We start from the raw sequence: 23,504 nt of genomic DNA, 5'->3' as shown, positions 1-23,504 counted from the left end.
TCCTATCTCCAAGCGTGAGCAAGATAGAGCTTACAAACTTTGTAAAATCAGAGCTTAGCGAGATAAATTCGACCCAAAATGAATTAAAGAACAACTTTAAGTTTATAAAATTTAAGATTTGAGTTTTTGCTTAGCCTATAAATTTGAACTAAATTTATAGGCTTGTATCTTTAGTAAATTTATATGAGATAAAATTTAAATTTTTACTGGGAAATTTGCCGCTTTGATTAAAATAGCTTGCGTTTTAGCAAAACGATTTTAATCAAAATTTAGCTAAGGATTTGCAGGTTTTTGAATTGATCTAAGCTGCCAGTAGATCAAATTTGTTTTCAAAGTGGCTTAGGTAAAAATAGAAATTTCACTAGCCTGTAAATTTGACATCAGGCTAGCTTTGGATCAAATTTACTCTTTTATCCTACCGATCGCTTCAGCAAATTTTAGCTCTTTGTTTTCAAAGAGGTTGTACTCGATCGCATCTTTTTCACTAAGTATGACAATGGTTGAGCCAAGCTCGAAATTTCCAAGACGCTCGCCCTTTTTGATGTGTAAATTTTCATACTCATAAATTTGCGTAAAATTTGCCATCGCATTTGTTTGGATGCGCTCATCAAAGCAAAATTTCATCTTACCAACGTTTAGCGCACCCACAAAAACTAGCCAAAGTTTTTTGCTATTTTTCATCTCACAAAGTAGTGCCACACGCTCGTTTTTGGTATAAAGGCTATCGACCTTGCCAAGCCATTTTACCGCCACACTGTAAAGCTTACCTGGGATATAAACCGCTTTTTTTATCGTAATATCGCAAGGTGCATGATAGTGATGATAGTCTTTTGGGCTAAGATAGATATTGGCAAAGTCAAACTCGCCTTCAAGCTCGCCCTGCCCCAAAAGCTCCTTTAGCCCGTAGCTCATGCCTTTTATACTAAAAGCTTCTAGCTCTTTCGTGGCGCCAAAACTAAGGCAGGTACCATCAACAGGACTTATAAATATCTCATCTGCTGCGTCAAATTCTCTTGGCTTCAAAAGCTCCCTAGTAAAAAGTTTGTTTAAATTTTTATACTCACTTGCTGGCTTAAACTCGCTCATATCGATCTTAAATAGCTTTACATAAAAGGAGTTGATAAGCTCTTGAAGTGGCTTGAAAAAGTTTAATCTTGCTACCTTGCCAAAAATTTGAGAGAAGAGATTGTCCTTGTTCATTTTGGTCCTTGCTTAAATTTAAAATAGCGATCTCACTGGGAGCAAATATCCTAACCGGAGGTCCCCAAAATCCTGCGCCGCTACTAACATAAGCTTGCATTTTATCATTAATCTTATAAAGCCCATGTAAAAAACCTTGATCCAGCAAAACTAGGATACTAAAAGGGAAAATTTGTCCAGCGTGCGTGTGACCGCAAAGGACTAGATCGACATCTTTTTGCATAGTTTTTATAAATTTTGGCTGATGAGAGAGTAGGATGGTAGGCAAATTTGGGTCGCGTCCAGCTAGTGCTTCGTCTAAATTTGGCTCTAAATTTTTAAATCTTATGCCAGCTAGATCATAGACCCCTGCCAAATTTATACCAGCTATTTTTTCATTTTTATTGCCAAGTATCCCAATGCCAAGAGCGCGAATTTTTTCTAGTATCCCATCAACTCCGTGGTAGTATTCGTGATTACCAGGGACATAAAAGGTGCCATAGGTGCTTTTAAGATTTTTTAATGGATCTAAAAAATCACCTATAAGCTCAGCTCTCATATCAACCAAGTCGCCAACTATCACCACCAGATCTGGTCTAGCTAAATTTATCTCTTTTACAAGCTCAGCCACAAAATCCTTTTGCAAAAACTCGCCAATATGCACGTCGGTTATCATGGCTATTTTTAGATCACTTTGTAAATTTTTTATTTTTATACTAACCTGTCTGATCTTTGGCGGAGTAAGTGCATTAAAAATTCCTTTCAAAAAGCAAGCAACTATAAAAACAACAAATGTCACATCAAAGCAAAATTTAATAAATTTTCGTCTTGTGGGATTAAAATGAGCTTTTGAGCAAATGGATCTAACAACATCATAAAACAAACTAATGCCAAATAAAAATAGAGAAAAACCAATGAGCGTTCCTGCTATCAGATAGAGCTCTATATTTAAAAAGGAAAATCTTAGTTGAAGAACAAATACAAACTCAAGCACACTAATAATATAGAAAAATATGCGAATTTTTTTAAGGTGTGGAGTAAAAAAAGATACCTTTTTGATAAAACGTTTGTATGAGTATAAATTTGTAAGAACACTAAAGATAAATGCCCCGATAATGATCCGAAAAAGTCCCAAAATATCTCCTTAAAAACAAAGATTATATTTTATATTTTTAAATTTACATTATAGATTTTATTAATTATTTAGAACAATTTGTAGTGCTAAGCCGTATGATTTTATAATTTAAATTTATAAAAATAATTGTTAAAAGGTATTTGCTTTAGGATAATAACTAAAAGATAAAATTTTGGAATTTAAAAATAAAAAGGTGGGAAAAACTCCCACCTTAAAAAGTATTACTCTACTTTACCAGATTCCATTCTTTTTTTGTAGATCTTGCGAAGTTTTCTTATATCATTTTTAACTTCGAATACACCATGCCAGTGTGAGTAGTCAGGGCCACCCATTAGAGCGCCTTGTCTCATACGACGACCTTCATGGTGCCACATATGATAATAGACATCTTGGAATTCATCTGACCAAGCATCTTCTAGTAGTAGGTTTTTAGCTTTCAACTCTTCAAGCATCTTAGTTGCTTCAGCGCTATAAACGTTATAAAGCTCTACTTGTTTATCACCCATAATGAAGAAGTTATCTGTGTGAGTTGTAGAGTGGCAAGCTTTACAAACTAGTTTCATCTCAGCACGTGCTTTTTCAGGATCGCCACTTGGGTGACCTGCTAGAGGTGTTCCTATGTTTAGTTTGCCAGTTTTTTCGTAAATAGCAGCAGCTTGTTCATCACCAGCTGTTCTTAGCTTACTGCTGATGCCCCATAGGTTCCATTTTAGTCTTCTTGAAACGTTGTGAGTTGTTGTTGTTTCACCAACACCACTCATGTGGCAAGCTGCACAAGTTGGAGCTCTAAAGTCTGGTACATCCCATGTATCAGGAGCAGCATCAAAGTTCCATTTGTGAGCTTCACTGTTATAGATATGTCCGTGCATTGAGTTGTTAAAGATCTCAATATCTGGGTGATCAGGTCCAAGGTGGCAAGATGCACAAGCAGCTGGTTTTCTAGCTTCAGCTACGCTAAATGTGTGCGCGCTGTGGCATGATTTACAGTTACCTACGCCACCATCTGGATAAACATTGCCTATACCATAGTTTGGCCAAGTCTCTTTTGTAGGTTTGTGATCAGCGTCTAGTTTGATGACGGTTCCGTGGCACTGAGAACAACCAGTGGCATCTGGAGCCATTTTAAAGTCAGGATGATCTGCTCCCTCATAGTGATACATTAGTTTCACCATTGCAGGATTAGCATACATTTGCATAGCAGCTCTTGCGTGACCGCTCTTTACTAGTTCATCAACTTCGTTTTCGTGGCACTTAGCACAAGTTTTTGGGCTAACTAGCATTGAAACGTGGTTGTTAGAATCTTTTGGATGCACCTTAACTGAAGCCATAGGATTATCTGCATTTACAGAGTGGCAATCCATACAACTTACGCCAACGTGAGCGTGGCGACTATTTTTCCAATCGGCAACTATGCCGGGTGTCTCTTTAGCGTGGCACTCAACACAGCTTTTTGATAAGTCTGACATTTTGTGAGCAACTTTAATGTTTTTTACAACATTAAGGTTTAAAGCGTCAGATTTATTTGCATCCATGTTTGCGGCAAAGCCAAAAGACATTAGACAGGCTAATAACATTAGCGACTTTTTAAACATCTCTCCTCCTTACTTGGTTTTATTGTTTTCTTGTTTTTTAATTGCTTCAAATTTATCGATTTGTAGTCCTAAATTCTTGTGGCCAACGTGCTCGTGGCAATCAACACATGATTTTTTATTAGGATTTCCAAGAACGAAATAATCTCTATGTGGCAAGAATGATTTGCCAGCTTGAATAACATTTTTTAAATTTGAGTGGCAAGTCAAACATCCACTATCATAGACAAAGTGAGATGCGTGCTCGCGTTTTTTACGCCAGTCGATCTTGTCTGTATCTGTAAAAAATGTCTTATAGCCATCATTTATCGATACTTTAAGTTTTGTAAGTACATAGGTATAGGCACTTGTATGGTTTAGGTGACAGGCTGAACATTCAGCTTTTATGCCAAGCTTGTTATTGCCGCCGTGTACATCTTCATGATATGCAGCATTCATAGGATCCATCGTGTGACAAATGGTACAGATGTAGCCGCTACCAGTCGCATGAAGTGCATCAGCTATGCCCATAGAAGCGATAAGGCCGATTACGATGCCTATTATCACAGATGACCAAACAAAAAATTTCTTCTTAACTTCAGCCAAATTTTCCTCCTGAATTTATCAATATATCGTGAATTTTTACGAAAATTTTAGGTGAATGTTATCCAAAAAAATATAAATTTTTTCTTTAAGTAAATGAAAATATTTATTTGATATTAACTTTCAATAAGAATAAATTTCTTGTAGCCCACCTACATCTTTTTCCAAAATTTGGTTCTTCTCATCAAGTTTGACTAAACCATTTGTTTTAAATTTATTTAAAATTCTCGAAAAAGTTTCTGGAGTCATATTGAGTATTGATGAAATTTTTGTATGTTTTAGTTCATTAAATAGATCTTCATGATCTAAAATAAACCTAGCCACCTTCTCTTCAGAGCTAAGTATTAGTTCTTGGTGGAGTAAATTTGTAGTTATTCTTATCTTTTGAGCCATTGATTTTAGAAATTTCATGCAAATTTCTGGCTTTGTTAAAAATTGTGCTTCAAATTTTTCATAATTTATCTTTAAAACCTCGCCAGAGATAGTAAAAATGGCGCTCGCTGGATAAGGGATATTTTCAAAATTTACAACTTCAGCCACAAAATTCATAGGTGCAAGCTGATGGATAAAAATTTCCTTGCCATTTGCCGTAGTTTTATAAAGTTTAACCGAGCCAGTTATCAAAAATGTAAGCCACTTTGGCTCCTCGCCCTCTATAAATAAAAACTCGCCTTTTTTGTATTTTTTAACAACGCTTATTGCTTCAAGTTTGGCTAGGTCATCGGCACTAAGGCCTTGGAAAAATGGGATTTGTTCTATCATATTTCACTCGCTTTTAAGATGAAAAAGCATTTTAGCATAAAAAATAGGACAAAATTTAACGGATTTCAAAGGGAGCTTTCTCCCTTTGATTTAAGAATTTATTTTTTAAGAAGATCTCTGATCTCAGTTAGAAGTGCTATATCAGCCGGAGTTTCAGGCTCTGCAGGAGCTGCCTCTTCTTCTTTTGGTAGTTTATTTTTAAGTGTATTTAAAGCTTTGATGACGCAAAAAATACAAAATGCAATGATTAAAAAATCAACCATTGTTTGTATAAATGAGCCATAGTTTATCGTAACAGCTGGCGCACCTTCTGCTGCTTCTTTTAGTGTTAGCTTAAGATCAGTGAAATTTACACCGCCTGTTATAACACCAACCACTGGCATAATAATATCACCAACTAGCGATGAAACTATCTTTCCAAATGCCCCACCGATAACAACACCAACTGCCATATCTATGACATTTCCGCGCATCGCAAATTCTTTAAATTCGCTGATAAAACTCATTCTTTCTCCTATAAATAGTTAAATTCTCGTGCGGATTTTATAAAAAATATGCTTTGCTTGGCCTAAAAATTTAAAACTACATAACTTTAAATTTATCAAGCGAGTGTTATAATCCAAACTTCAAATTTAACGTAAGGAATGAGCTTATGTATCGTTTTGCACCCTCTCCAACAGGAGATATGCACATAGGAAATTTACGTGCTGCTATTTTCAACTATATTTGTTCTTTGCAAGATAAAAGTGGTTTTATTTTACGCATAGAAGATACCGACAAAGAGCGAAATATCGAGGGAAAAGAGAAAGATATCTTAGAAATTTTGAGCAAATTTGGCATAAAACCAGAGCAAATTTACATCCAAAGTGAAAATTTAAAATTCCACAGACAGCTTGCTTCAAAGCTTCTCATCGATAAAAAGGCCTTTGCTTGCTTTTGCACTGAAGAAGAGCTTGAGGCAAAAAAACAAAAGGCAAAAGAGCAAGGCGTGGCATATAGATATGACGGCACCTGCGAGAGGCTAAGCGACGCTGAAGTTTTAAACTGCGAGAAGCCATTTGTCATCCGCATGAAAAAACCAACACGCACGATGAGCTTTACAGACGCGATCAAGGGCGAGCTAAGCTTCGAGCCAGACGCTGTTGATAGCTTTGTCATCATGAGAGCAGACAAGACTCCGACTTACAACTTCGCCTGCGCAGTTGATGATATGCTTGAGGGCGTTACCTTTGTCATACGCGGCGAGGATCACGTGAGCAACACACCAAAGCAAGACCTCATACGTGAGGGGCTTGGATACACCGGCAAGATGAACTACGCGCATTTGCCTATCCTTTTAAATATAGAGGGTAAAAAAATGAGTAAGCGCGAGAACGAATCAAGCGTAAAATGGCTCTTTGAGCAGGGATTTTTACCTGAGGCGATCGCAAACTATCTGATACTTCTTGGCAACAAAACTCCAACTGAAATTTTTACGATCGAAGATGCAGTAAAGTGGTTTGATATAACCAAAATTTCACGCTCGCCTGCTAGATTTGACGTGAAAAAACTTGAGCAGATAAATAGAGAGCACATCAAGCTTGCTTCAAAAGAGCGCATAAAAGAGATCTTTGGCGTGGATGATAGCAAGGTTGAGCTAGTTAAATTTTACACTCAAGAAAGCTCGCTAGTGCCTGAGATAAAGGCAAAAGTAGAGGCTATATACTCACCAAAAATAGCTCCAGATGAGTACAAAAACGAATTTGAGATCATCAAAAAAGCAGCTCATAATTTAAAACCGTGCGAGAGCTTTGATGAGTTTAAAAAAGAGCTTATGAGCGCTACAAATTTAAAAGGCAAAAACTTTTTCATGCCGCTACGTGCGCTGCTTACAAACGACCTTCACGGCCCTGAGCTTAGCGAGCTCTATCCACTCATCAAAGATGATCTAGGCAAAATTTTAATCTAGGAGCAAAAATGATACTTTCCACCCTATTTTCAGCGATCGCAAACATTTTGCACCTTATCATCACGGTCTATACGTGGATCGTCATCGCAGCGGCTCTCATTAGCTGGGTCAAGCCTGACCCTAGCTCGCCAGTCGTGCAGCTACTTTATAGGCTGACTGATCCTGTTTATAGCTTCATTAGACGCTACATCAAAACAGAATTTAACGGCATCGACTTTGCCCCACTCATCGTGCTTTTAGCACTTCAACTCATAGATCAATTTTTAATAAGGCTTTTATTTGTTTTTGCTGCGTCACTTTAGTATCCTCTCTTTAGCCTGCGTTGCTCTTTTAGCTAAAATTTACACCTACGAGGAGCTAAAAAACGAGCCAAAAAGCCTTGCAAAAGACTACTATATAAACCGCTTAATAAACGAGGGCAGCTATACAAAAGAGCAGATAGCTGAGCTTTCACGCGACGTTTTTAGAAAAAGTGGCTTAGTTCAAAAATCAATCAATAAAATTTTACCTCCCAAAGCAGCCCCTAGCAAGTGTCCTGGCATAAGCGCAAGCAACATCACAAGTGCTAGCTTGGCTTGCCAAAATTTACTAACAACGATGAGCTTTTCTCTAAAACTTGATAACAAAACTCGTGAAATTTTAGCGGCAAATCTTGCAAGCACAAATCCAGAAAAAGCTAGAATTTTACGCACTTTAAACGAGCCAAACCCGGCTCTTAGCTTTGCAAATACAAACGATGCAAAGAGCTTTTTGGAGCTTTTTAACGTTTCAAGTCCGCAAAGTAAAAACGCGCTTTTTAGCGAGAGCTTTGACGCAAATTTTATGAATAAGCTCTACATGCAAAAGGGCTTTACAAATTTACTAAACGATGTCGTATTTAATAAAAAATATGAAGGCTTTAGAAGAAATTTACTTAGCATAAATCCTGCAGTCACTGAGAAGAGTGACGCATTTACACTTGGGTTAAACGCCATCTTGCTTGGTAAAAATGACGTTGCATTTAGTTTTTTCACAAGAGCTAAAAACACCTTTGATAGGGCTTGGCAAAGAGACAATGCGACCTTTTGGCAGTATGAGCTAAGCGGCGATGAGAACTTTTTAAAAGAGCTAAGTGCTAGCAAAGATGCAAATATCTACTCACTTTACGCAAGAGATTTGGTCGGCGGCGAGCCACTTGAGGTGATCGTGCCAAGACCTAGCAAGCAAAATATCGAAAATTTTGACGTGAGCGATCCATTTTTATGGAACAAAACCGCAGCTCTTGCAAAAGATATGAACGCCACACAAGCAAGCGAATTTGCTATGAAATTTTACACAAACGAGAGCATCGGCGCATACGCATACTTTATGCAAAAGGCGCATGGCTGGGAGAAGCAGTACTTTTTGATGCCAAGCTCACCAGAGCTTGAGGGCATCAGCACTGAGCGAAAGTCGATGATCTACGCACTTGCAAGGCAAGAGAGCCTCTTTATCCCAAGCGTCGTTTCTACCTCTTACGCCCTTGGCATGATGCAGTTTATGCCATTTCTTGCAAATGCGATCGGCAAAAAAGAGCTAAAAATTCCAAATTTTGACCAAGACGATCTTTTTAAAACTGATGTCGCCTTTAAATTTGCAAATCACCACCTAAACTACCTTGATAAATTTCTTTATCATCCGCTCTTTACGGCCTACGCGTATAACGGCGGTATCGGTTTTACCAAAAAAGTCATCACAAGAGATGATATGTTTAAAGAGGGGAAATTTGAGCCGTTTTTATCGATCGAGCTAGTCCCAGTGGCTGAGACTAGAAACTACGGCAAGAAAGTGCTTGCAAACTACGTGATCTATATGGCGCTTAATGGTTCCAGTATAAAGATTTCGCAACTTTTCGAAAATTTAACAAAACCGGCTTTGACTGATAAATTTCGAAACTAAGCGCGAGATCATCACTTTGCTTACTTGGTGCGGTCACTTCGTAATAGACCGCCCAAGGCATTGAAAATCCAGCAAATTTAAGCATCTCGTCGTTTTCATCAAGCAGCCTTGCATTTGTGGCATTTGAGTCGCCATTTACCTTTATATTGCTCAAATTTTGCGCATGCTCTTTTGGGTTTATAGCTACTAAAAAGTGCTCTTTGCTCTCGTCTAAATTTGAGTTATATATAGGATTTAGATAGGTTGCGATTATGAGTGTTCTATCGGTGCCATCTATGATCTCACTCTTGCTTGTGTAGGCTAAAAGCTCATTTTTTAGTGGCTCATGCACGATCACTTTTTGATCAGCGCAGCCAAATATCATCAAAATAAATATAAAAAATAGTGTAAATTTTCTCATAAAAAACTCTTAAAACATTAAATTTTCTCGCATTTTAGCATTTTATTTTTTAAATTTCACTCATAAATTTTAAAGCCAATATGAGCTATAATCGCAAGAAATTTTAACGAAAAAGGCTCTTATGAAAAGACTTGCTATTGCTTTTTCTGGCCCTTCAAATAGCGGAAAAACGACACTTATCTTAAAAGTCGCAAAAAAATTTATAGATGACGGGCTAAAGGTCGTTGTGGTCAAGCACGACCCAGGCGACAAGGCCAAATTTGACGTTGAAGGCAAGGATAGCTTTAAATTTTCTCAGGCAGGAGCTGACGTAGTCGTGATGAGTCCGACTAGAACGACTTACTTTTCGCAAAGCTCGCAAGGCATAGACGAGGTCATAAGGATGATCGGCGAGTTTGACATGCTCTTAGTCGAGGGGCTAAAGACACTGCCACTGCCAAGACTAAGCGTCTTTAGAGGTGAGATCGATGAAGCTTATCTTAGCTTTTCAGACGCGATCGCTACCTATAAAGAGCAGATCCCCTACGAGATCACAAATCTAAATTTAGACGATATAGACGCCATTTGTGCGTGGATAATCAAAAATGCAAAGGCTGTATAATGCAAGAACTAAACCAAATTTTTAACACCATTAAAGATATCGCAAAAGAGATAAGCGAGGTCATAAAATACGCCGATCTTGGCTACACAACTCACGAAAATGCAACTGGCGACACCCAGCTAAAGCTTGATGTTAAAAGCGACGAGATCATCACGGCTAAATTTAAGCAGCTTTCATGCGTAAAAGCGCTAATTAGCGAAGAAAAAGAGGACGAGCTTGAGATAAATAAAAATGCTAAATTTATCATCGCTTACGATCCACTCGACGGCTCAAGCTTAGTTGATGTAAATTTCGCCGTTGGCTCGATCTTTGGTATCTACGAAGACGAGGTAAAACCAGAAAATTTAATAGCCGCAGCTTACAGCATCTATGGTCCAAGACTTGAACTTGTAATTGCCGAGAAAAAGGGCGCTTTGCCTAAATTTTATAGACTTGGCAAAGATGGCGAGTTTAAATTTGTAAAAGAGCTTGAGCTAAAAGAAAAAGGCAAGCTAAACGCCACGGGAGCTACACAAAAGGGCTGGAGCCAAACGCATAGAAATTTCATAAACGAGCTATTTAATGAGGGCTACAGGCTAAGATACTCAGGTGCGATGGTAAGCGACTTACATCAAATTTTACTAAAAGGCGGCGGTCTTTTTAGCTACCCAGCAACGAGCGATCATCCAAATGGCAAGCTAAGGGTCGTCTTTGAGGTGTTGCCATTTGCCTTTATATATGAAAACGCAAAGGGCGCAACGACAAATGGCAAAAATCAAACACTCTTTGATATAAAAATAGAAAAAATTCACCAAACAACGCCATGCTTCTTTGGCTCACGTGATGAAATTTCTCTTTTGCATAAATTTTACGAGCAAAAATAATGCAAGAAGCACAAGCAAACGAGCCACTTGACGCATTTGAGCTAGCCCTAAAGCAAAAGGCTAAAGTTATGCAAGAGTGCCAGGAGCAAAAAGGTCGCAAAAGCTGTTTTAACTGCGAGGCATTTTTTGACTGCGAGACTAGGATAGAGTATGTAAATAGCTGCTACAACTCGATGTCAAAAGGCAACACCGGCAGTGACGGCGGATTTGATTTTTAAATTTAAAGGAAAAATATGAAAGAAAAAGCTTATATAACTACTCCGATTTATTACGTAAATGACGTGCCACACATCGGCCACGCCTACACGACTATCATCGCTGATACGCTTGCTAGATTTAACCGCTTGCAAGGCAAAGAGACCTACTTTATGACTGGCACAGACGAGCATGGTCAAAAGATCGAGCAAGCAGCTCGCGCAAGAGGCAAGACGCCAAAAGAGTATGCTGATGAGATCAGTTCGAAATTTAGATCGCTTTGGGATGAATTTGAGATAAGCTACGACCATTTTATAAGGACAACCGACGAAGAGCACAAGCAAACCGTGCAAAATGTCTTTGAAAAGATGCAAGCAAACGGCGATATCTACAAGGGCGAGTACGAGGGCTTTTACTGTGTTAGCTGCGAGACATTTTTTAATCAAAGAGACCTGCTTGAGGACAACCGCTGTCCAGACTGCGGCCGTGTGACATCTTTAGTCAAAGAAGAGAGCTACTTTTTCAAACTTTCAAAATACGAGGACGCACTTTTAAAATGGTACGAAAACGACGAGCTTTGCGTCATTCCAAAGGGCAAGAAAAACGAGGTCGTAAGCTTTGTAAAAGGCGGACTAAAAGACCTCTCTGTGACAAGAACGAGCTTTGACTGGGGCATAAAGCTACCAAAGAGCGCAAACGACGACAAGCACGTTATGTACGTCTGGCTTGACGCGCTCATAAACTACTTAACAACACTAGGATACTCAAGAGATAACGCTAGAATGGACTTTTGGCCACACACCACACACATCGTTGGCAAGGACATTTTGCGTTTTCACGCAGTTTATTGGCCAGCATTTTTGATGAGCCTTGGCTTGCCACTGCCAAAACATGTCGCAGCGCACGGCTGGTGGACGATAGATGGCGAAAAGATGAGCAAAAGCAAGGGCAACGTCATAAACCCAAGAGAGGTCGCAAATGCTTATGGACTTGAAAATTTCAGATACTTTTTGCTTAGAGAGGTGCCGTTTGGACAAGATGGCGACTACAGCCAAAAAGCCTTGATCGAGCGCATAAACTCAGAGCTTGGCAACGGACTTGGCAACCTGCTAAGCCGTATAGTAGGCATGAGCGCAAAGTATAGCGACTATAAAATTGACTCAAAAGATGTGATCAAATTTCATAAAGCCGAGCTTGATGAGGCGAAAGGCTACCTTGATGAGGCAATTAAAAATTTAGAAAATTTAGCGACAAACCGCTACTTAGAGGATCTTTGGAAGGTTGTAACTCTGGCAAACGCAGCCGTTGCGAAGTATGAGCCATGGTCACTTGTAAAAGCCGGCAAAAGTGACGAAGCAAACGCGCTTGTGGCACTTTGCGCAAATTTACTTGCAAAAGTGGCGATACTTCTTAGCCCAGCTATGCCAAAAACTTGCGCCAAGATAGCTGACACGCTTGGCTTTAGCATAGATACGGCTTCTTACGATAGCCTTGTATTAAAAAATGAAATTTCAAATTTTGTGGCAAAAGTCACTGAGCCACTCTTCCCAAGGATAGAAAAAGAGCTAATGGGCGAGGCTAGCGAGCCAAAAGTAGAGGCAAAAAAAGAGGCAAAAGCTGAGCCAAAAGAGGAGAAAAAAGAAGAAGGTATCATTAGCATCGATGACTTTGCCAAAATTGTGATAAAAGTAGGCGAAGTGCTTGAGTGTGATAGGGTTGAGGGTAGCGAGAAGCTGCTTAAATTTAAGATAGATCTTGGCGAGGAGCAGCCACGTCAAATTTTATCAGGCATCGCCAAATACTACGAGCCTAGCTCGCTTGTGGGCAAGCAAGTTTGCGTTTTAGCAAATTTAAAAGAGCGAACGATGATGAAAAAATATGTCTCACAAGGCATGATCCTAAGCGCATCAGACGGCTCGCTAACGCTTCTTGGCACGCAGGGCAAGGTCAAAAACGGCGCGATCGTTGGCTAAATGACGATAGAAAATTTAACCCACATAATAAATGGGCAAATTTTAAACAACCCAAGCATCTCAAGCGTGACTAGCTTCGCGTTTGAGGCTAAAAATATAAAACGAGGCTACGCTCTCATCGCCACGCAAAGCGATCAGATCGCACCTGCGATAAAGCAAGGCGCCTACGCTGTCATTAGCGAAGAGGAGATCACGCCAAGCGACGATGAGATAGCCTTCATCAAGGTGGCAAGCCTGCAAACGGCTATCATCAAGCTCATGCGCTTTGAGGCGATCCACAAAAATATCAAATTTTGCGCGGTCAATCCCTTTATAAAAGCGCTTTTAGAGAAGTCGCACCTCGAAAAAAACGCCCACGTCATACCTGAAAATTTAACCGAGCTTTTTTACAAAATTTTTCATGCAAATTTGTTTGACACATTTTTTAGCGACGATACGAGGATACTTCAAAGGCTCTCGCTACTTTACGAGACAGCCTGGACTGACACAAACATAAGCGTGCTAAATCCAAGCTCGATCTTTTTTACAACGCTCATTTACGATGACAAATACTATCAAAATTTATCCATCCCTAGAGTTTTTGCTGGGATGTTTTGCGGACTTCTTGGCTATCTTAAGAAAAACAATATTGGCTTTAAAGTGACAGAGAGCAGGATTTCATCGCACTTTGACCCAGTCTTTATCGACAAAGACTTTAAGCCAGTTGGCTTTGGTAGCAGTTTTAGAGCGGTGATAGCTGAAGAAGACGAGGAGCTATTTTTGACTGAAAGTATATTTCTAAGGCGAAATTTCAGCGAAAGCGAGCTTAAATTTTGCCTGCCAAAAGATAGCACACTAAAGGTTAAAAACGCCATTTTTTATGAAAATTTAGACGAGATAAAGAAGCTACAAAATTTCGTCTACGCCCTTGTGCTTTGCAAAAAAGAAGAACTACTTGATAGCTTAAGCCAAAGCAAAGAGCAAGGCGGACTCTTTTAAATTTAGAGCCAGAGCCTAAGCCCTGGCAGTTTTTTACTCACCTAAGAAGTATTTTAGATCAGCTTGCGCGTCGCCGCTAATTGGTCTAACGTTAAATTTATCCACTAAGAAATTTATGATCTCTTCATTGAAAAATTTAGGCAAGCTAGGTCCTACGTTGATATTCTTGATACCAAGGCTAAATAGCGCTAGCAAGATGATGACCGCTTTTTGCTCCATCCACATTAGCACGATAGAAACTGGCAAGTCATTTACTGCGATGCCTGTTGCTTCGCTTAGTGCAAGGGCTATTTTAACCGCGCCGTTGCTGTCGTTGCACTGGCCAAGGTCGATGTAGCGTGGTAGCTCGGTGCCTGGGACGTTGCCAAAGTCGATGTCGTTAAATCTAAATTTACCGCAGCTTGAAGTAAGTATCACGCAGTCTTTTGGAAGGCTAGCAGCTAGCTCTCTATAGTACTCACGTCCCTTACCAGGCGCGTCACAGCCAGCGATCACGAAAAATCTGCGGATCTTGCCTGTCTTAATCGCATCTAGAATTTGAGGGGCTAAAGTTAGGATAGTCTTGTAGTGGCCGCCAGTTACTAGGCTCTCGTCGCTATCAAAGCCGCTAACGTCGCCGCAAGCTAAAGCGCACTCGATAAGTGGTGTGAAGTCGTCGTTTTCGATGTGTTTTACACCGTTTGTGCCTGCGATCGAGTAGCCAAATAGCCTGTCAGCGTATGTGCAGTTTGAGCGTAGTGGCACGATGCAGTTTGTGGTCATCAAAATCGCGCCCTTAAATTCGTTAAATAGCTTAGTTTGGTCAAACCACGCCTTGCCGACGTTGCCTTTTAGGTGGCTATACTTGCGTAGCTCTGGATATCCGTGAGCTGGGAGCATCTCTGAGTGAGTGTAGATGTTGATGCCCTTATCTTTTGTCGCCTCAAGTAGCGCTTTTAGAGCGTGTAAGTTGTGTCCGCTTACTAAGATCGCCTTGCCCTCGACTTTGTTTTGGCTCACTCTAACTGGTGTTGGGATGCCAAATTTAGCCGTGTGAGCCTCGCTTAGCAGGTTCATCACCTCAACGCCAGCACCGCCTACTTCAAGAAGCTGTTTGATGTGCTCATCGAAGTTGAAATTTGAGTTTGTAAGCGTAAAATAAAGCGTATCAGCCATAACGCGATCGACATTACTAGTATCAGCTCCAAGCTCGTGTGCGTGGTGGCGGTATGCACTAAGGCCTTTTAAGCCAAAAACCATCGTATCTTGCAAAAGCGCTAGCGTGTCGCTCTTGCCACAGGTGCCCATAGACTGGCCCTTTGCACCGCATCCATCCTCAGCGCTCATCTCGCACTGATGGCAAAACATCTTCATATCTTTCATCTTTTCTCCTTGTGAATTTAAAAAATTTAAGCGGATTTTATCCTAGGTGGCCAGCCATTTTGGTTGATAGCAGTCAAGGAAATTTAAATTTAAATTTTAATTATTAAATTTAAGATTTTATGATTATGGATATCAAAATATAAATTTGAAATTTGTCATAAAGAGTTAAAAAAATTACAAAAAAACGATTTACATTTGAAATTTATTTAAAATGATGAAAATGAAAAATTTATTACTAGCGATATTTGCCGCCTTTATGCTTTGTGGCTGCGCTCCAAAGGGGATATTTGTGAGTTTGCCAGATGAGCAAGCGCCTTCAAGCATTAGCAAAAAGACAAAAATTTACATCGAAAGCGTCAAGGATGTGAGAGCCTTTGAAAACGACCCAAAACAAGCAAGCACTCCATCTTTATACAAACACAATGTAAATGAAGTTAGCGCAAAAGAGAAGCAAAAATACATCGGCAGAACCAGAAGCAGCTATGGCAAGGGGCTATGGAACGTCATTTTAGAAAACAAACAAAGGACAACTAGCGTAGTAAGGGCGCGTATCGAGGACGCCTTTAGAAGTAATGGCTACCAGGTCATAAAAAATGAAAGCGAGATGGATAAAGATACGATAAGTGTCAATGCAAAGATAGAAAAACTTTGGACTTACTTAACGCTTGGTGCGGTAAAAGTCGGTCTAAATGCCGATATAAGCACCACTTTAAGCGTAAATAACAAGGAGCTAAACACGGTTGTAAAACGCAAAGAGGAGTATCTTTTAGTAAATCAAAATGACTATGCAAATATCATCAAAAGCTCTTTGGCTGAATACAAAGAGAAGCTTGCAAAGCAGATAAGCGAGCTAAATTTAGAGTAAATTTTAGGCTAGCTACTAAATTTATAGTGGCTAGCTTTTAAATTTCAAGGCAAATTTCACTTTTTATAAGGGATTTTATCAACGGCGTTTGCTTTTTTAAAGCCATTTAGCCTTAGCCTGCAACTATCACAAAGCCCGCACGCCTCATCCTCGCTCTCGTAGCAGCTCCATGTAAGCTCTATTGGTGAATTAAGCTCAAGCGACTTTGAGACGATATCAGCCTTGCTTAAATTTACAAGTGGCGTGACGATCTCGCAAGAAAACTCAGCCGACGTGCCTAAATTTATCGCCTCATTTATGCTTTTTATAAAGCTCTCTTTGCAGTCAGGATACCCAGAGCTATCCTCCTCGACCACGCCTATGTAGATCGCCTGCGCTCCCTCTTTTTCAGCAAGTGCTGCGGCGATTGAGATAAATACGCCATTTCTAAACGGCACATAGGTGTTTGGCACTTCCTTATTAACGCCATCTTTTCTTATCTGCAGGCTCGCATCAGTTAGCGAATTTCCGCCTATTTGAGCGATAAAGCCAACATCAAGGTTTATCTTTTTAACCACACCAAGACGCTCACATATCTCGTCAAACGCGCGCTTCTCTCGCTTCATCGTCCTTTGGCCATAGTCAAAATGAAGTGCGACTACATCATATCCAGCCTTTTTTGCCATCACAGCGCAAAGTGTGCTATCCATGCCGCCGCTCATTATACAAACTGCTTTTTTCATATTTTGCCCTTTAAATTTGCTAAAATTATACAAAAATTTACTAAGGACAAGCCAAAAATGATACTTTGCGAAGAGAGTTATCCTGAAATTCTAGATCAAATTTGCTCATATCTAACACCAGGTGAAGTTGAGTTAGTTTTTATCAACAAAGATGAGATGAGAGAGCTAAACAGATCTGAGCGAGGCATAGATAAAACCACTGACGTCTTAAGCTTTCCCCTTGAGCTCATCGTTCACGCCCCACTTGGCTCGGTAGTCATAAACAAAGATATGGTAAAAGAAAAAGCAGCCGAGCTAAATCACAGCGAAGACGCCGAAACTGCGCTACTTTTCACACATGGCTTGCTGCATATCTTGGGCTTCGATCACGAAAAAGATGACGGGCAGATGAGAGAGAAAGAGTGCGAAGTGATAGCTAAATTTAACTTGCCAAAGAGCCTAATCGTAAGAAGTGAGGATGTTAGGCTAATTGATCTTATAAACAAAAAGGGCTGATCTGGCTCCCTGCTCTAAGCGCTCTCTTTTTTTGTCTCTAAATTTTCAACTTTTGGCGCAAAAGCCTTGTTTATCTTTCTTATCCAGATGATAAGCGAGATAAATAAAATGAAGTAAAGCACGTAGCTAGCGATAGGCCAGCTAGTACTTGTGCCGCTATCTTTTATAGAGATCGCGTTTCTAAACTCGTTTAGCATAGAAATTCTATATCCATAGTATTTGATAGTGACGTTTTTATCGCTATTTGTAAAGCCTTGAGCCTTGGCTTGGATGTCGGCTGAGTTAAATTTAAAATAAAATGGAAAGCCCCACGCCGTATCTTCGTTTCTATAAGCCATAACTTTTTCAGCGTTTTTCGCATCTTTTGTGTAGATAAAATAGACATCTCTTACAGGCCCATCGGCTGGGTTTTTAGCGTCTATTATGCCATCTTTGTCCATGCGTTTTACGTCGCCGCCAGTTATCTGCACGCTTGCGTAGTGCGGAAATGAAAAATCAACCAAAAACGCCAAAAATAGGTGCAAAAGCACGACAAATGTAACGCAAATTCTCTTTAAAAATGTCATCATTTCTATCCTTTAAATTTGCACTATTTTATGAAAAGATAGCTTAAATAAAGGGGCAAAGCGCCCCCATAAATTTAAGCCTTTTTATTAAGCATAAATTTTAAAAGCTGAGCAAAGAAGCAGATGCCACCGATTATCAAAATCGTATCGCCAAGCATCCTTAGCCATCTTAAATTTTGCAAGTGTGACTGTTGTAAAAGCTCAGCACTTCTTGCATACCACATACCCTGCTCCAAGCTTGCAAATGCTTGATAGATGCCTATTGGAAGTAGTGAAAGCACGATCATTAACATAAGTCCTGCATTTAGTCCCCAAAAGCCAACTTTCATCAGATTTTCATCAAATTCTTGCCCTTTAAATAAATAAGTAGCCACAAGCCAAACAAAGCCAAGTGCCAAAAATCCATAAACACCAAATAGTGCCGTGTGTGCGTGAACTGGCGTTGTATTTAGTCCTTGGATGTAAAATAGTGAAATCGGAGGATTTATCAAAAATCCAAAGACACCAGCGCCTAGCATATTCCAAAAGGCAACTGCGATAAAGCAGTAAAGTGGCCACTTAAGCGTTTTAGCCCAGCTTTGAGCAAACTGGAGTTTGTAGTGCTCATACGCCTCAGCTCCAAGTAAGACCAAAGGCACGACCTCAAGCGCTGAAAAGCTTGCACCAACAGCCATTATAGGCGTTGTAGTGCCTGCAAAGTAGAGGTGATGGAAGGTGCCTGGGATCCCACCTACCATAAAGAGTGACGCACTTGCAAGCGTTGAAAATGTCGCAAATCTTTTTGAGACAAGGCCCAAAGAAACAAAGACAAAGGCAAGTGATGCTGTCGCAAATACCTCAAAAAAGCCCTCAACCCAAAGGTGTACAACCCACCAGCGCCAGTACTCCATCACTGGAAGCGGACTTCTTTGACCATAAAATAGCCCTGCTCCGTAAAACAAGCCAACCGCAACCGCTGACATAGCAAAGATAGCAAGTAAATTTTTATCGCCTTTGTTTTTAAACCCGCCTGCAAATCCACGAAGAAGCAGAAGCATCCAGATGACAAGACCGACAAACAAAATGATCTGCCAAACTCGTCCAAGATCGATGTATTCATATCCTTGATGTCCAAGCCAGAAGCTTAAATTTATAGGCATGATGTTTGCGATAGCTAGATACTCACCCACAAAACTGCCAACTACAAGGATAAGTAGCGCGTAAAATAGCAGATCAACACCAAGCTTTTGAAATTTTGGATCCTTGCCGCCATTTATGATCGGAGCCAAAAATAGTCCAGCCGCTAAAAATCCAGTCGCTATCCAAAATATGCTAGCTTGTATATGCCACGTTCTAGCAAGTGAATAAGGGATGTAGGCTGATAAATTTATGCCATAAAATTCTTGCCCTTCGACCGTGTAGTGAGCTGTAAAGCCGCCTATTAAAATTTGAAACGCAAAAAGAGCTAGCGTGACAAAGAGATACTTTTTAAGCGCCTTTTGTGACGGTGTTAAATTTAGCTTTTTAAGCGGATCTTCGCTAATTGGCTCAAGCTTTTCATCATCTTTTTTGCCATAAAACGAGCTAAACCAAACAAGAAGTCCAACGCCTGTTAGAAGTATCACGACGCTTGCTATCGACCAAAAGATATTCTCACTTGTTGGCACGTTATCGATTAGAGGTTCGTGCGGCCAGTTGTTTGTATAAGTTGCCTCGCTACCAGGTCTGTTTGTCGCTGTTGCCCAGGCCGACCAGAAGAAGAAGTTGTTTAGATCGGCTCTGTCGCTTGCACCTGGGAGCGTATTTTCTTTCATCGCATAAGCTTCTCTTAAAGGTTTAAATTTAGGATCATCTCCAAAAAGTGCAGCATACTCGCTAGCTACTTGACTTATCGCCTTTAGCCTATCAGCGCTTAGCACAAATTTATCGTCCTTTACGCTATTTTCTCTATACTCTTTTTTAAGCAAAACCTTTAAATTTGCCTTTTGCTCGTCGTTTAGATCGGCGTATTTTAGATGATAAATTTCATCAGCTTTGATCTCTAAAAAGGCAACTAACTCTTTGTGAAGCCAGTCCGCACTCCAATCAGGCGCTTGATATGCCCCGTGCCCCCAAACAGAGCCAACTTGCATACCGCCTATGCTTTGCCAAGCCTCTTGACCTTTGTAGATACTCTCTTTATCGATCACGACCTTGCCATTTTCGTCAGTGAAATTTACAACTGGAGGCGAATTTCTATAAACCTCAACGCCGTAGTAGCCTAAAATACTAAAGCAAACTACCAGCACAGCAACGAGTGCGAGCCAGTATCTTTTGTATTCACGCATCAATTCTCCTTTTTTAAAATTTAGGAGAAAGTTTATCTCATTTCAAAATAGTGACTAATGATATATGTCAATAAAAAGAGAATATTTATCCTATTAACTTTATATGAATTTACAAAATATGCAATTTTTTCACAATGAACATGCAAATTTTACATAACATTAATGTAAATAGCAGTAACATATCCCTTTCATTATTTCACACTAAAAGGAAAAAATATGCAAATGAATTTCATGCACAAAGTGGCTAAAATAGGCCTTGTTGCTTCACTTTTTGCAGCTCTTAGCCTAAGCGCTGCCGAGTCTGCTAGAAGCATCACAGATATGAAAGGCGTCAAAGTAAGCGTGCCTGAGAAGGTTGAGAAGATCGCAGCACTGTGGAATGCAAACAACGAGATCATCCTAGCACTTGGCGGTATGGATAAGGTTGTAGCCACAACTGATCTGATCAAAACCAACAAGTGGTTTGAGCACGTCTATCCAAAACTTAAAAATTTACCAGCTGCACTAAACGGCAAAGACCTTCAGATCGAAGAGCTTGTTAAGCTTGCACCTGATGTTATCATAGTTTTTAACAAAAACTACCAAGATGAACTTATCAAAAACGGCTTTAGCGCGGTAAATTTGATCTTTAGAGACTATCCAGATATGGAGAAAAGCATCTACGCAACAGCTGAAGTTATAGGCACTGATGACGCTAGAAAAAAAGCTGAAAAACTTGCTAATAAAATCCATGATAACTCTGAGTTTGTAACAGCAAGAACAAAAAACATCCCTGATACTAAACGTCCAAAAGTACTTCACCTTCTTGGCGGAGCGAATTTGCTAAAAATTGATGGCACAAATACTATCCAAAACACTTGGATCAAGCTAGGTGGCGGTGTAAATGCTATCCAAACTGAGGGCTCAATGATCGAAGTTAGCGCAGAAGAGATCATCAACGCAAATCCTGACATCATCATCGTTGGTGGCAATGACACAGACGCACAGATCAAAAAGATAAAAGAGCACCCTGCATTCTCTGGCTCAAACGCTGTTAAAAACGGCAAAGTTTACGGCAATCCAAAAGGTGTATTTAGCTGGGATAGATATGGCGCTGAAAACGTGCTTCAAATTTTATGGGCAGCAAAGACTATCCAACCAGATCTATTTAAAGATGTCGATATGAAAGTAAAAACAAAAGAGTTTTATAAAGAGTTCTTAAATCACGATCTTAGCGATACAGAGTACGGCTATATCTTAAAAGGTCTAAATCCAGACGGTAGCAGCAAGTAAGATATGAAAAACGCAAATTTTTCAATAGTTGTTATCTTTTTAGCTCTGCTAACGCTTCTTTGCGCCTTTGTCGCACTTGGCGTTGGTAGATTTTACATACCTTTTAACGACGTCTTTAGTGTGCTAGCTCACAGCTTTGGTTTTGGAGATGGTGCAGCTAGCAACATCACAAACGTGATAGAAAATTTACGCATCCCGCGCATCATCGCCGCTATCCTTGTTGGAGCTGCTCTTAGCGTGAGTGGTGCGGCCTATCAAGGCGTCTTTAAAAACCAGCTAGTTAGCCCTGATCTTCTAGGCGTCTCAGCGGGCGCTTGCGTGGGAGCTGCCACTGCTATCATCTTTGATCTATCGCTATTTTGGGTGCAGGCTTTTGCATTTGGCTTTGGCCTAGCAGCCGTTGCTATCACACTAGCCATACCAAAGATGATGGGGCGCACGAGCACGCTTATGCTAGTTCTTTCTGGTATCATCGTAAGCGGCCTAATGGGCTCAGTTATCGGCTTTTTAAAGTATGTCGCAGACCCTGAGACGAAGCTGCCTGACATTGTTTATTGGCAGCTTGGTAGCCTTGCAAAGCTCGATAGTGACAACTTAAAATACATAGCTCCAGTGATGATCATCTGCGCCATTTTGCTAATCGCCATGAGCTGGCGTATAAATTTGCTCTCTCTTGGCGACGAGAGTGCGGCAAGACTAGGCGTAAATGTGGCTTTTGAGCGCGCCGTCATCATCATCTGCGCTACGCTTCTTACAGCGTGCAGCGTCTGCATAAGCGGCATAGTCGCTTGGGTAGGACTTCTCATGCCTCACTTAGCGCGCATGCTAGTTGGCGCAAATAACATAAAAAGCATGCCTGCAAGCATATTTATGGGTGCGATATTTTTGCTTTTTGTAGATACCTTAGCGCGCAGCATAAGCGTGAGCGAAGTGCCTCTTGGCGTACTTACTGGCTTTATCGGCACGGTATTTTTCGTCTGGGTTTTATGGCGAAATAAAAAGGTTGCATGATGCTTGAAGTTAGAAATTTAAACTTTAGCTACCCAAATGGGGCTGGCAAACTAGAAAATGTAAATTTAAAGATAGGCGCAGGTGAGATTTTAACCATTCTTGGTCGAAATGGAGCTGGCAAATCAACAACTTTAGGCTTAATAAGCGGCTCGTTAAAGCCAGTTTCAGGAGAGATATTTCTTGATGGCAAAAACGTAGATAGCCTAAGCAACAAAGAGCGCGCTAAGATCATGGCGTACGTGGCTCAAAGCGAAGTTACAGAGTATGACTACACTGGACTTGAGTTTATCACGATGGGTCGCGCGGCACACCTTGGTATCTTTGCAAGACCTAGCAAAGAGGATGAGGAGATCGCTAGAATTTACACCAAAAAGCTTGAGATCGAGTACCTTGAAGATCGCTTTATCACGCAGATGAGTGGCGGTCAAAAGCAGATGTGTATGATCGCTCGTGCGATGGCTGCGCAGCCAAAGATGATCATATTTGACGAGCCAACGAGCGCGCTTGATTTTGGCAACCAGTATAAATTCCTACGCACCGTCAAATGGCTAAAAGAGCTTGGCTACTCGGTCGTGCTAACCACTCACAACCCTGACTTTGCCGTGCTTCTTGGCGGATATGTCGCTCTTGTAAAGGGTGATGGCGAGGTTGGATTTGGCACGGTTGATGAGATCATTAGAAGCGAAAATTTAAGCAAGCTTTACGGACTAAATTTAAACGTGAGCTACATCGACGAAGTAAAAAGAAACTGCTGCCTCACTTATCCACTATAAATTTAAGCTC

At 40.3% G+C, this 23,504-nt stretch carries 24 protein-coding genes; 13 read left to right on the top strand and 11 right to left on the bottom strand.

The features are described from left to right. Window positions 1–402: 402 nt before the first annotated feature. The 6 genes from CYO90_RS01535 to mscL form a co-directional block, all read right to left on the bottom strand. On the bottom strand, window positions 403–1,200 hold the full coding sequence (locus CYO90_RS01535) for a phosphatidylserine decarboxylase (RefSeq protein ID WP_103578189.1): 798 nt from the start codon (window positions 1,198–1,200) through the stop codon (window positions 403–405). Further along, the gene (locus tag CYO90_RS01530) at window positions 1,094–2,314 is read right to left on the bottom strand and encodes a metallophosphoesterase (protein ID WP_258030619.1); all 1,221 of its coding nucleotides are present in this window, start codon (window positions 2,312–2,314) and stop codon (window positions 1,094–1,096) included. Before CYO90_RS01530 ends, CYO90_RS01535 begins: the two co-directional genes overlap by 107 nt. A gap of 221 nt (window positions 2,315–2,535) precedes the next feature. Continuing rightward, window positions 2,536–3,906: a multiheme c-type cytochrome gene (locus CYO90_RS01525; protein WP_009294579.1), complete on the bottom strand. Its 1,371-nt coding sequence runs from the start codon at window positions 3,904–3,906 to the stop codon at window positions 2,536–2,538. A 9-nt stretch (window positions 3,907–3,915) separates the two neighbouring features. Further along, window positions 3,916–4,488, bottom strand: coding sequence for a cytochrome c3 family protein (locus CYO90_RS01520; RefSeq protein ID WP_009294580.1), 573 nt, complete (start codon window positions 4,486–4,488; stop codon window positions 3,916–3,918). 120 nt (window positions 4,489–4,608) lie between these two features. Further along, on the bottom strand, window positions 4,609–5,247 hold the full coding sequence (locus CYO90_RS01515; RefSeq protein WP_103578188.1) for a Crp/Fnr family transcriptional regulator: 639 nt from the start codon (window positions 5,245–5,247) through the stop codon (window positions 4,609–4,611). Window positions 5,248–5,345: 98 nt separating this feature from the next. After that, a complete protein-coding gene (gene mscL / locus CYO90_RS01510; protein WP_009294582.1) occupies window positions 5,346–5,753 on the bottom strand; it encodes a large-conductance mechanosensitive channel protein MscL in 408 nt (135 codons plus the stop codon). Window positions 5,754–5,899: 146 nt separating this feature from the next. On the opposite strand from mscL, the gene gltX reads away from it, so the two are divergent. From gltX to CYO90_RS01495, 3 genes are read left to right on the top strand one after another with little or no spacing between them, the layout of a single operon-like run. Then, window positions 5,900–7,195 carry a glutamate--tRNA ligase gene (gene gltX / locus CYO90_RS01505; RefSeq protein ID WP_103578187.1) on the top strand — a complete coding sequence of 432 codons (1,296 nt, stop codon included), beginning with the start codon at window positions 5,900–5,902 and terminating at the stop codon, window positions 7,193–7,195. Window positions 7,196–7,203: 8 nt separating this feature from the next. Beyond that, complete coding sequence (locus CYO90_RS01500; RefSeq protein WP_021089641.1) at window positions 7,204–7,497, top strand: YggT family protein; 294 nt, start codon at window positions 7,204–7,206, stop codon at window positions 7,495–7,497. Further along, window positions 7,475–9,112, top strand: a complete 1,638-nt coding sequence (locus CYO90_RS01495; RefSeq protein WP_103578186.1) for a lytic transglycosylase domain-containing protein — start codon at window positions 7,475–7,477, stop codon at window positions 9,110–9,112. The genes CYO90_RS01500 and CYO90_RS01495 overlap by 23 nt, the downstream gene beginning before the upstream one ends. Here the strand turns inward: CYO90_RS01495 and CYO90_RS01490 are convergent. Next, a complete protein-coding gene (locus tag CYO90_RS01490) occupies window positions 9,033–9,512 on the bottom strand; it encodes a hypothetical protein (protein ID WP_009294586.1) in 480 nt (159 codons plus the stop codon). The genes CYO90_RS01495 and CYO90_RS01490 overlap by 80 nt on opposite strands. A gap of 121 nt (window positions 9,513–9,633) precedes the next feature. Between CYO90_RS01490 and mobB the strand changes: the two genes are divergently transcribed. From mobB to CYO90_RS01465, 5 genes are read left to right on the top strand one after another with little or no spacing between them, the layout of a single operon-like run. Continuing rightward, window positions 9,634–10,113: a molybdopterin-guanine dinucleotide biosynthesis protein B gene (mobB, locus tag CYO90_RS01485; protein ID WP_012001396.1), complete on the top strand. Its 480-nt coding sequence runs from the start codon at window positions 9,634–9,636 to the stop codon at window positions 10,111–10,113. Beyond that, a complete protein-coding gene (locus CYO90_RS01480) occupies window positions 10,113–10,976 on the top strand; it encodes a class 1 fructose-bisphosphatase (RefSeq protein ID WP_239651942.1) in 864 nt (287 codons plus the stop codon). Before mobB ends, CYO90_RS01480 begins: the two co-directional genes overlap by 1 nt. Beyond that, complete coding sequence (locus CYO90_RS01475; RefSeq protein ID WP_021089706.1) at window positions 10,976–11,194, top strand: hypothetical protein; 219 nt, start codon at window positions 10,976–10,978, stop codon at window positions 11,192–11,194. The genes CYO90_RS01480 and CYO90_RS01475 overlap by 1 nt, the downstream gene beginning before the upstream one ends. 15 nt (window positions 11,195–11,209) lie before the next feature. Then, on the top strand, window positions 11,210–13,144 hold the full coding sequence (gene metG / locus CYO90_RS01470) for a methionine--tRNA ligase (protein ID WP_103578185.1): 1,935 nt from the start codon (window positions 11,210–11,212) through the stop codon (window positions 13,142–13,144). Then, window positions 13,145–14,122, top strand: a complete 978-nt coding sequence (locus tag CYO90_RS01465; RefSeq protein WP_103578184.1) for a ferrochelatase — start codon at window positions 13,145–13,147, stop codon at window positions 14,120–14,122. Between the two features lie 33 nt (window positions 14,123–14,155). Here CYO90_RS01465 and hcp read toward each other — a convergent pair whose 3' ends face one another. Beyond that, window positions 14,156–15,484 carry a hydroxylamine reductase gene (gene hcp / locus CYO90_RS01460; protein ID WP_103578183.1) on the bottom strand — a complete coding sequence of 443 codons (1,329 nt, stop codon included), beginning with the start codon at window positions 15,482–15,484 and terminating at the stop codon, window positions 14,156–14,158. A 220-nt stretch (window positions 15,485–15,704) separates the two neighbouring features. On the opposite strand from hcp, the gene CYO90_RS01455 reads away from it, so the two are divergent. After that, window positions 15,705–16,349, top strand: a complete 645-nt coding sequence (locus CYO90_RS01455; RefSeq protein ID WP_103578182.1) for a flagellar biosynthesis protein — start codon at window positions 15,705–15,707, stop codon at window positions 16,347–16,349. 56 nt (window positions 16,350–16,405) lie between these two features. Here CYO90_RS01455 and queC read toward each other — a convergent pair whose 3' ends face one another. Next, window positions 16,406–17,104 (bottom strand): 7-cyano-7-deazaguanine synthase QueC, encoded by a 699-nt coding sequence (gene queC / locus CYO90_RS01450; RefSeq protein ID WP_141090532.1) that lies wholly within the window; start codon window positions 17,102–17,104, stop codon window positions 16,406–16,408. Between the two features lie 24 nt (window positions 17,105–17,128). Between queC and ybeY the strand changes: the two genes are divergently transcribed. Next, the gene (gene ybeY / locus CYO90_RS01445; RefSeq protein ID WP_103578180.1) at window positions 17,129–17,566 is read left to right on the top strand and encodes an rRNA maturation RNase YbeY; all 438 of its coding nucleotides are present in this window, start codon (window positions 17,129–17,131) and stop codon (window positions 17,564–17,566) included. A 14-nt stretch (window positions 17,567–17,580) separates the two neighbouring features. Here the strand turns inward: ybeY and CYO90_RS01440 are convergent, their stop codons facing one another. Together CYO90_RS01440 and CYO90_RS01435 are read right to left on the bottom strand one after the other, a co-directional pair. Then, complete coding sequence (locus tag CYO90_RS01440) at window positions 17,581–18,135, bottom strand: DUF1523 family protein (RefSeq protein ID WP_103578179.1); 555 nt, start codon at window positions 18,133–18,135, stop codon at window positions 17,581–17,583. Between the two features lie 71 nt (window positions 18,136–18,206). Next, window positions 18,207–20,438: a nitric-oxide reductase large subunit gene (locus CYO90_RS01435; protein WP_103578178.1), complete on the bottom strand. Its 2,232-nt coding sequence runs from the start codon at window positions 20,436–20,438 to the stop codon at window positions 18,207–18,209. A gap of 216 nt (window positions 20,439–20,654) precedes the next feature. Here CYO90_RS01435 and CYO90_RS01430 point away from each other — a divergent pair, with 216 nt between their 5' ends. From CYO90_RS01430 to CYO90_RS01420, 3 genes are read left to right on the top strand one after another with little or no spacing between them, the layout of a single operon-like run. Continuing rightward, window positions 20,655–21,710 carry an ABC transporter substrate-binding protein gene (locus CYO90_RS01430; RefSeq protein WP_103578177.1) on the top strand — a complete coding sequence of 352 codons (1,056 nt, stop codon included), beginning with the start codon at window positions 20,655–20,657 and terminating at the stop codon, window positions 21,708–21,710. Window positions 21,711–21,713: 3 nt separating this feature from the next. Further along, window positions 21,714–22,721, top strand: a complete 1,008-nt coding sequence (locus CYO90_RS01425) for a FecCD family ABC transporter permease (RefSeq protein ID WP_021086405.1) — start codon at window positions 21,714–21,716, stop codon at window positions 22,719–22,721. Further along, entirely contained in the window at window positions 22,721–23,494 is a 774-nt protein-coding gene (locus CYO90_RS01420) for an ABC transporter ATP-binding protein (RefSeq protein ID WP_012001386.1), read from the top strand. Before CYO90_RS01425 ends, CYO90_RS01420 begins: the two co-directional genes overlap by 1 nt. Window positions 23,495–23,504 lie beyond the last annotated feature (10 nt).

The organism is Campylobacter concisus (assembly GCF_002913745.1).
In the GTDB taxonomy this organism is placed as follows: Bacteria; Campylobacterota; Campylobacteria; order Campylobacterales; family Campylobacteraceae; genus Campylobacter_A; species Campylobacter_A concisus_R.
This window is presented reverse-complemented; position numbering and strand designations above follow the sequence as displayed.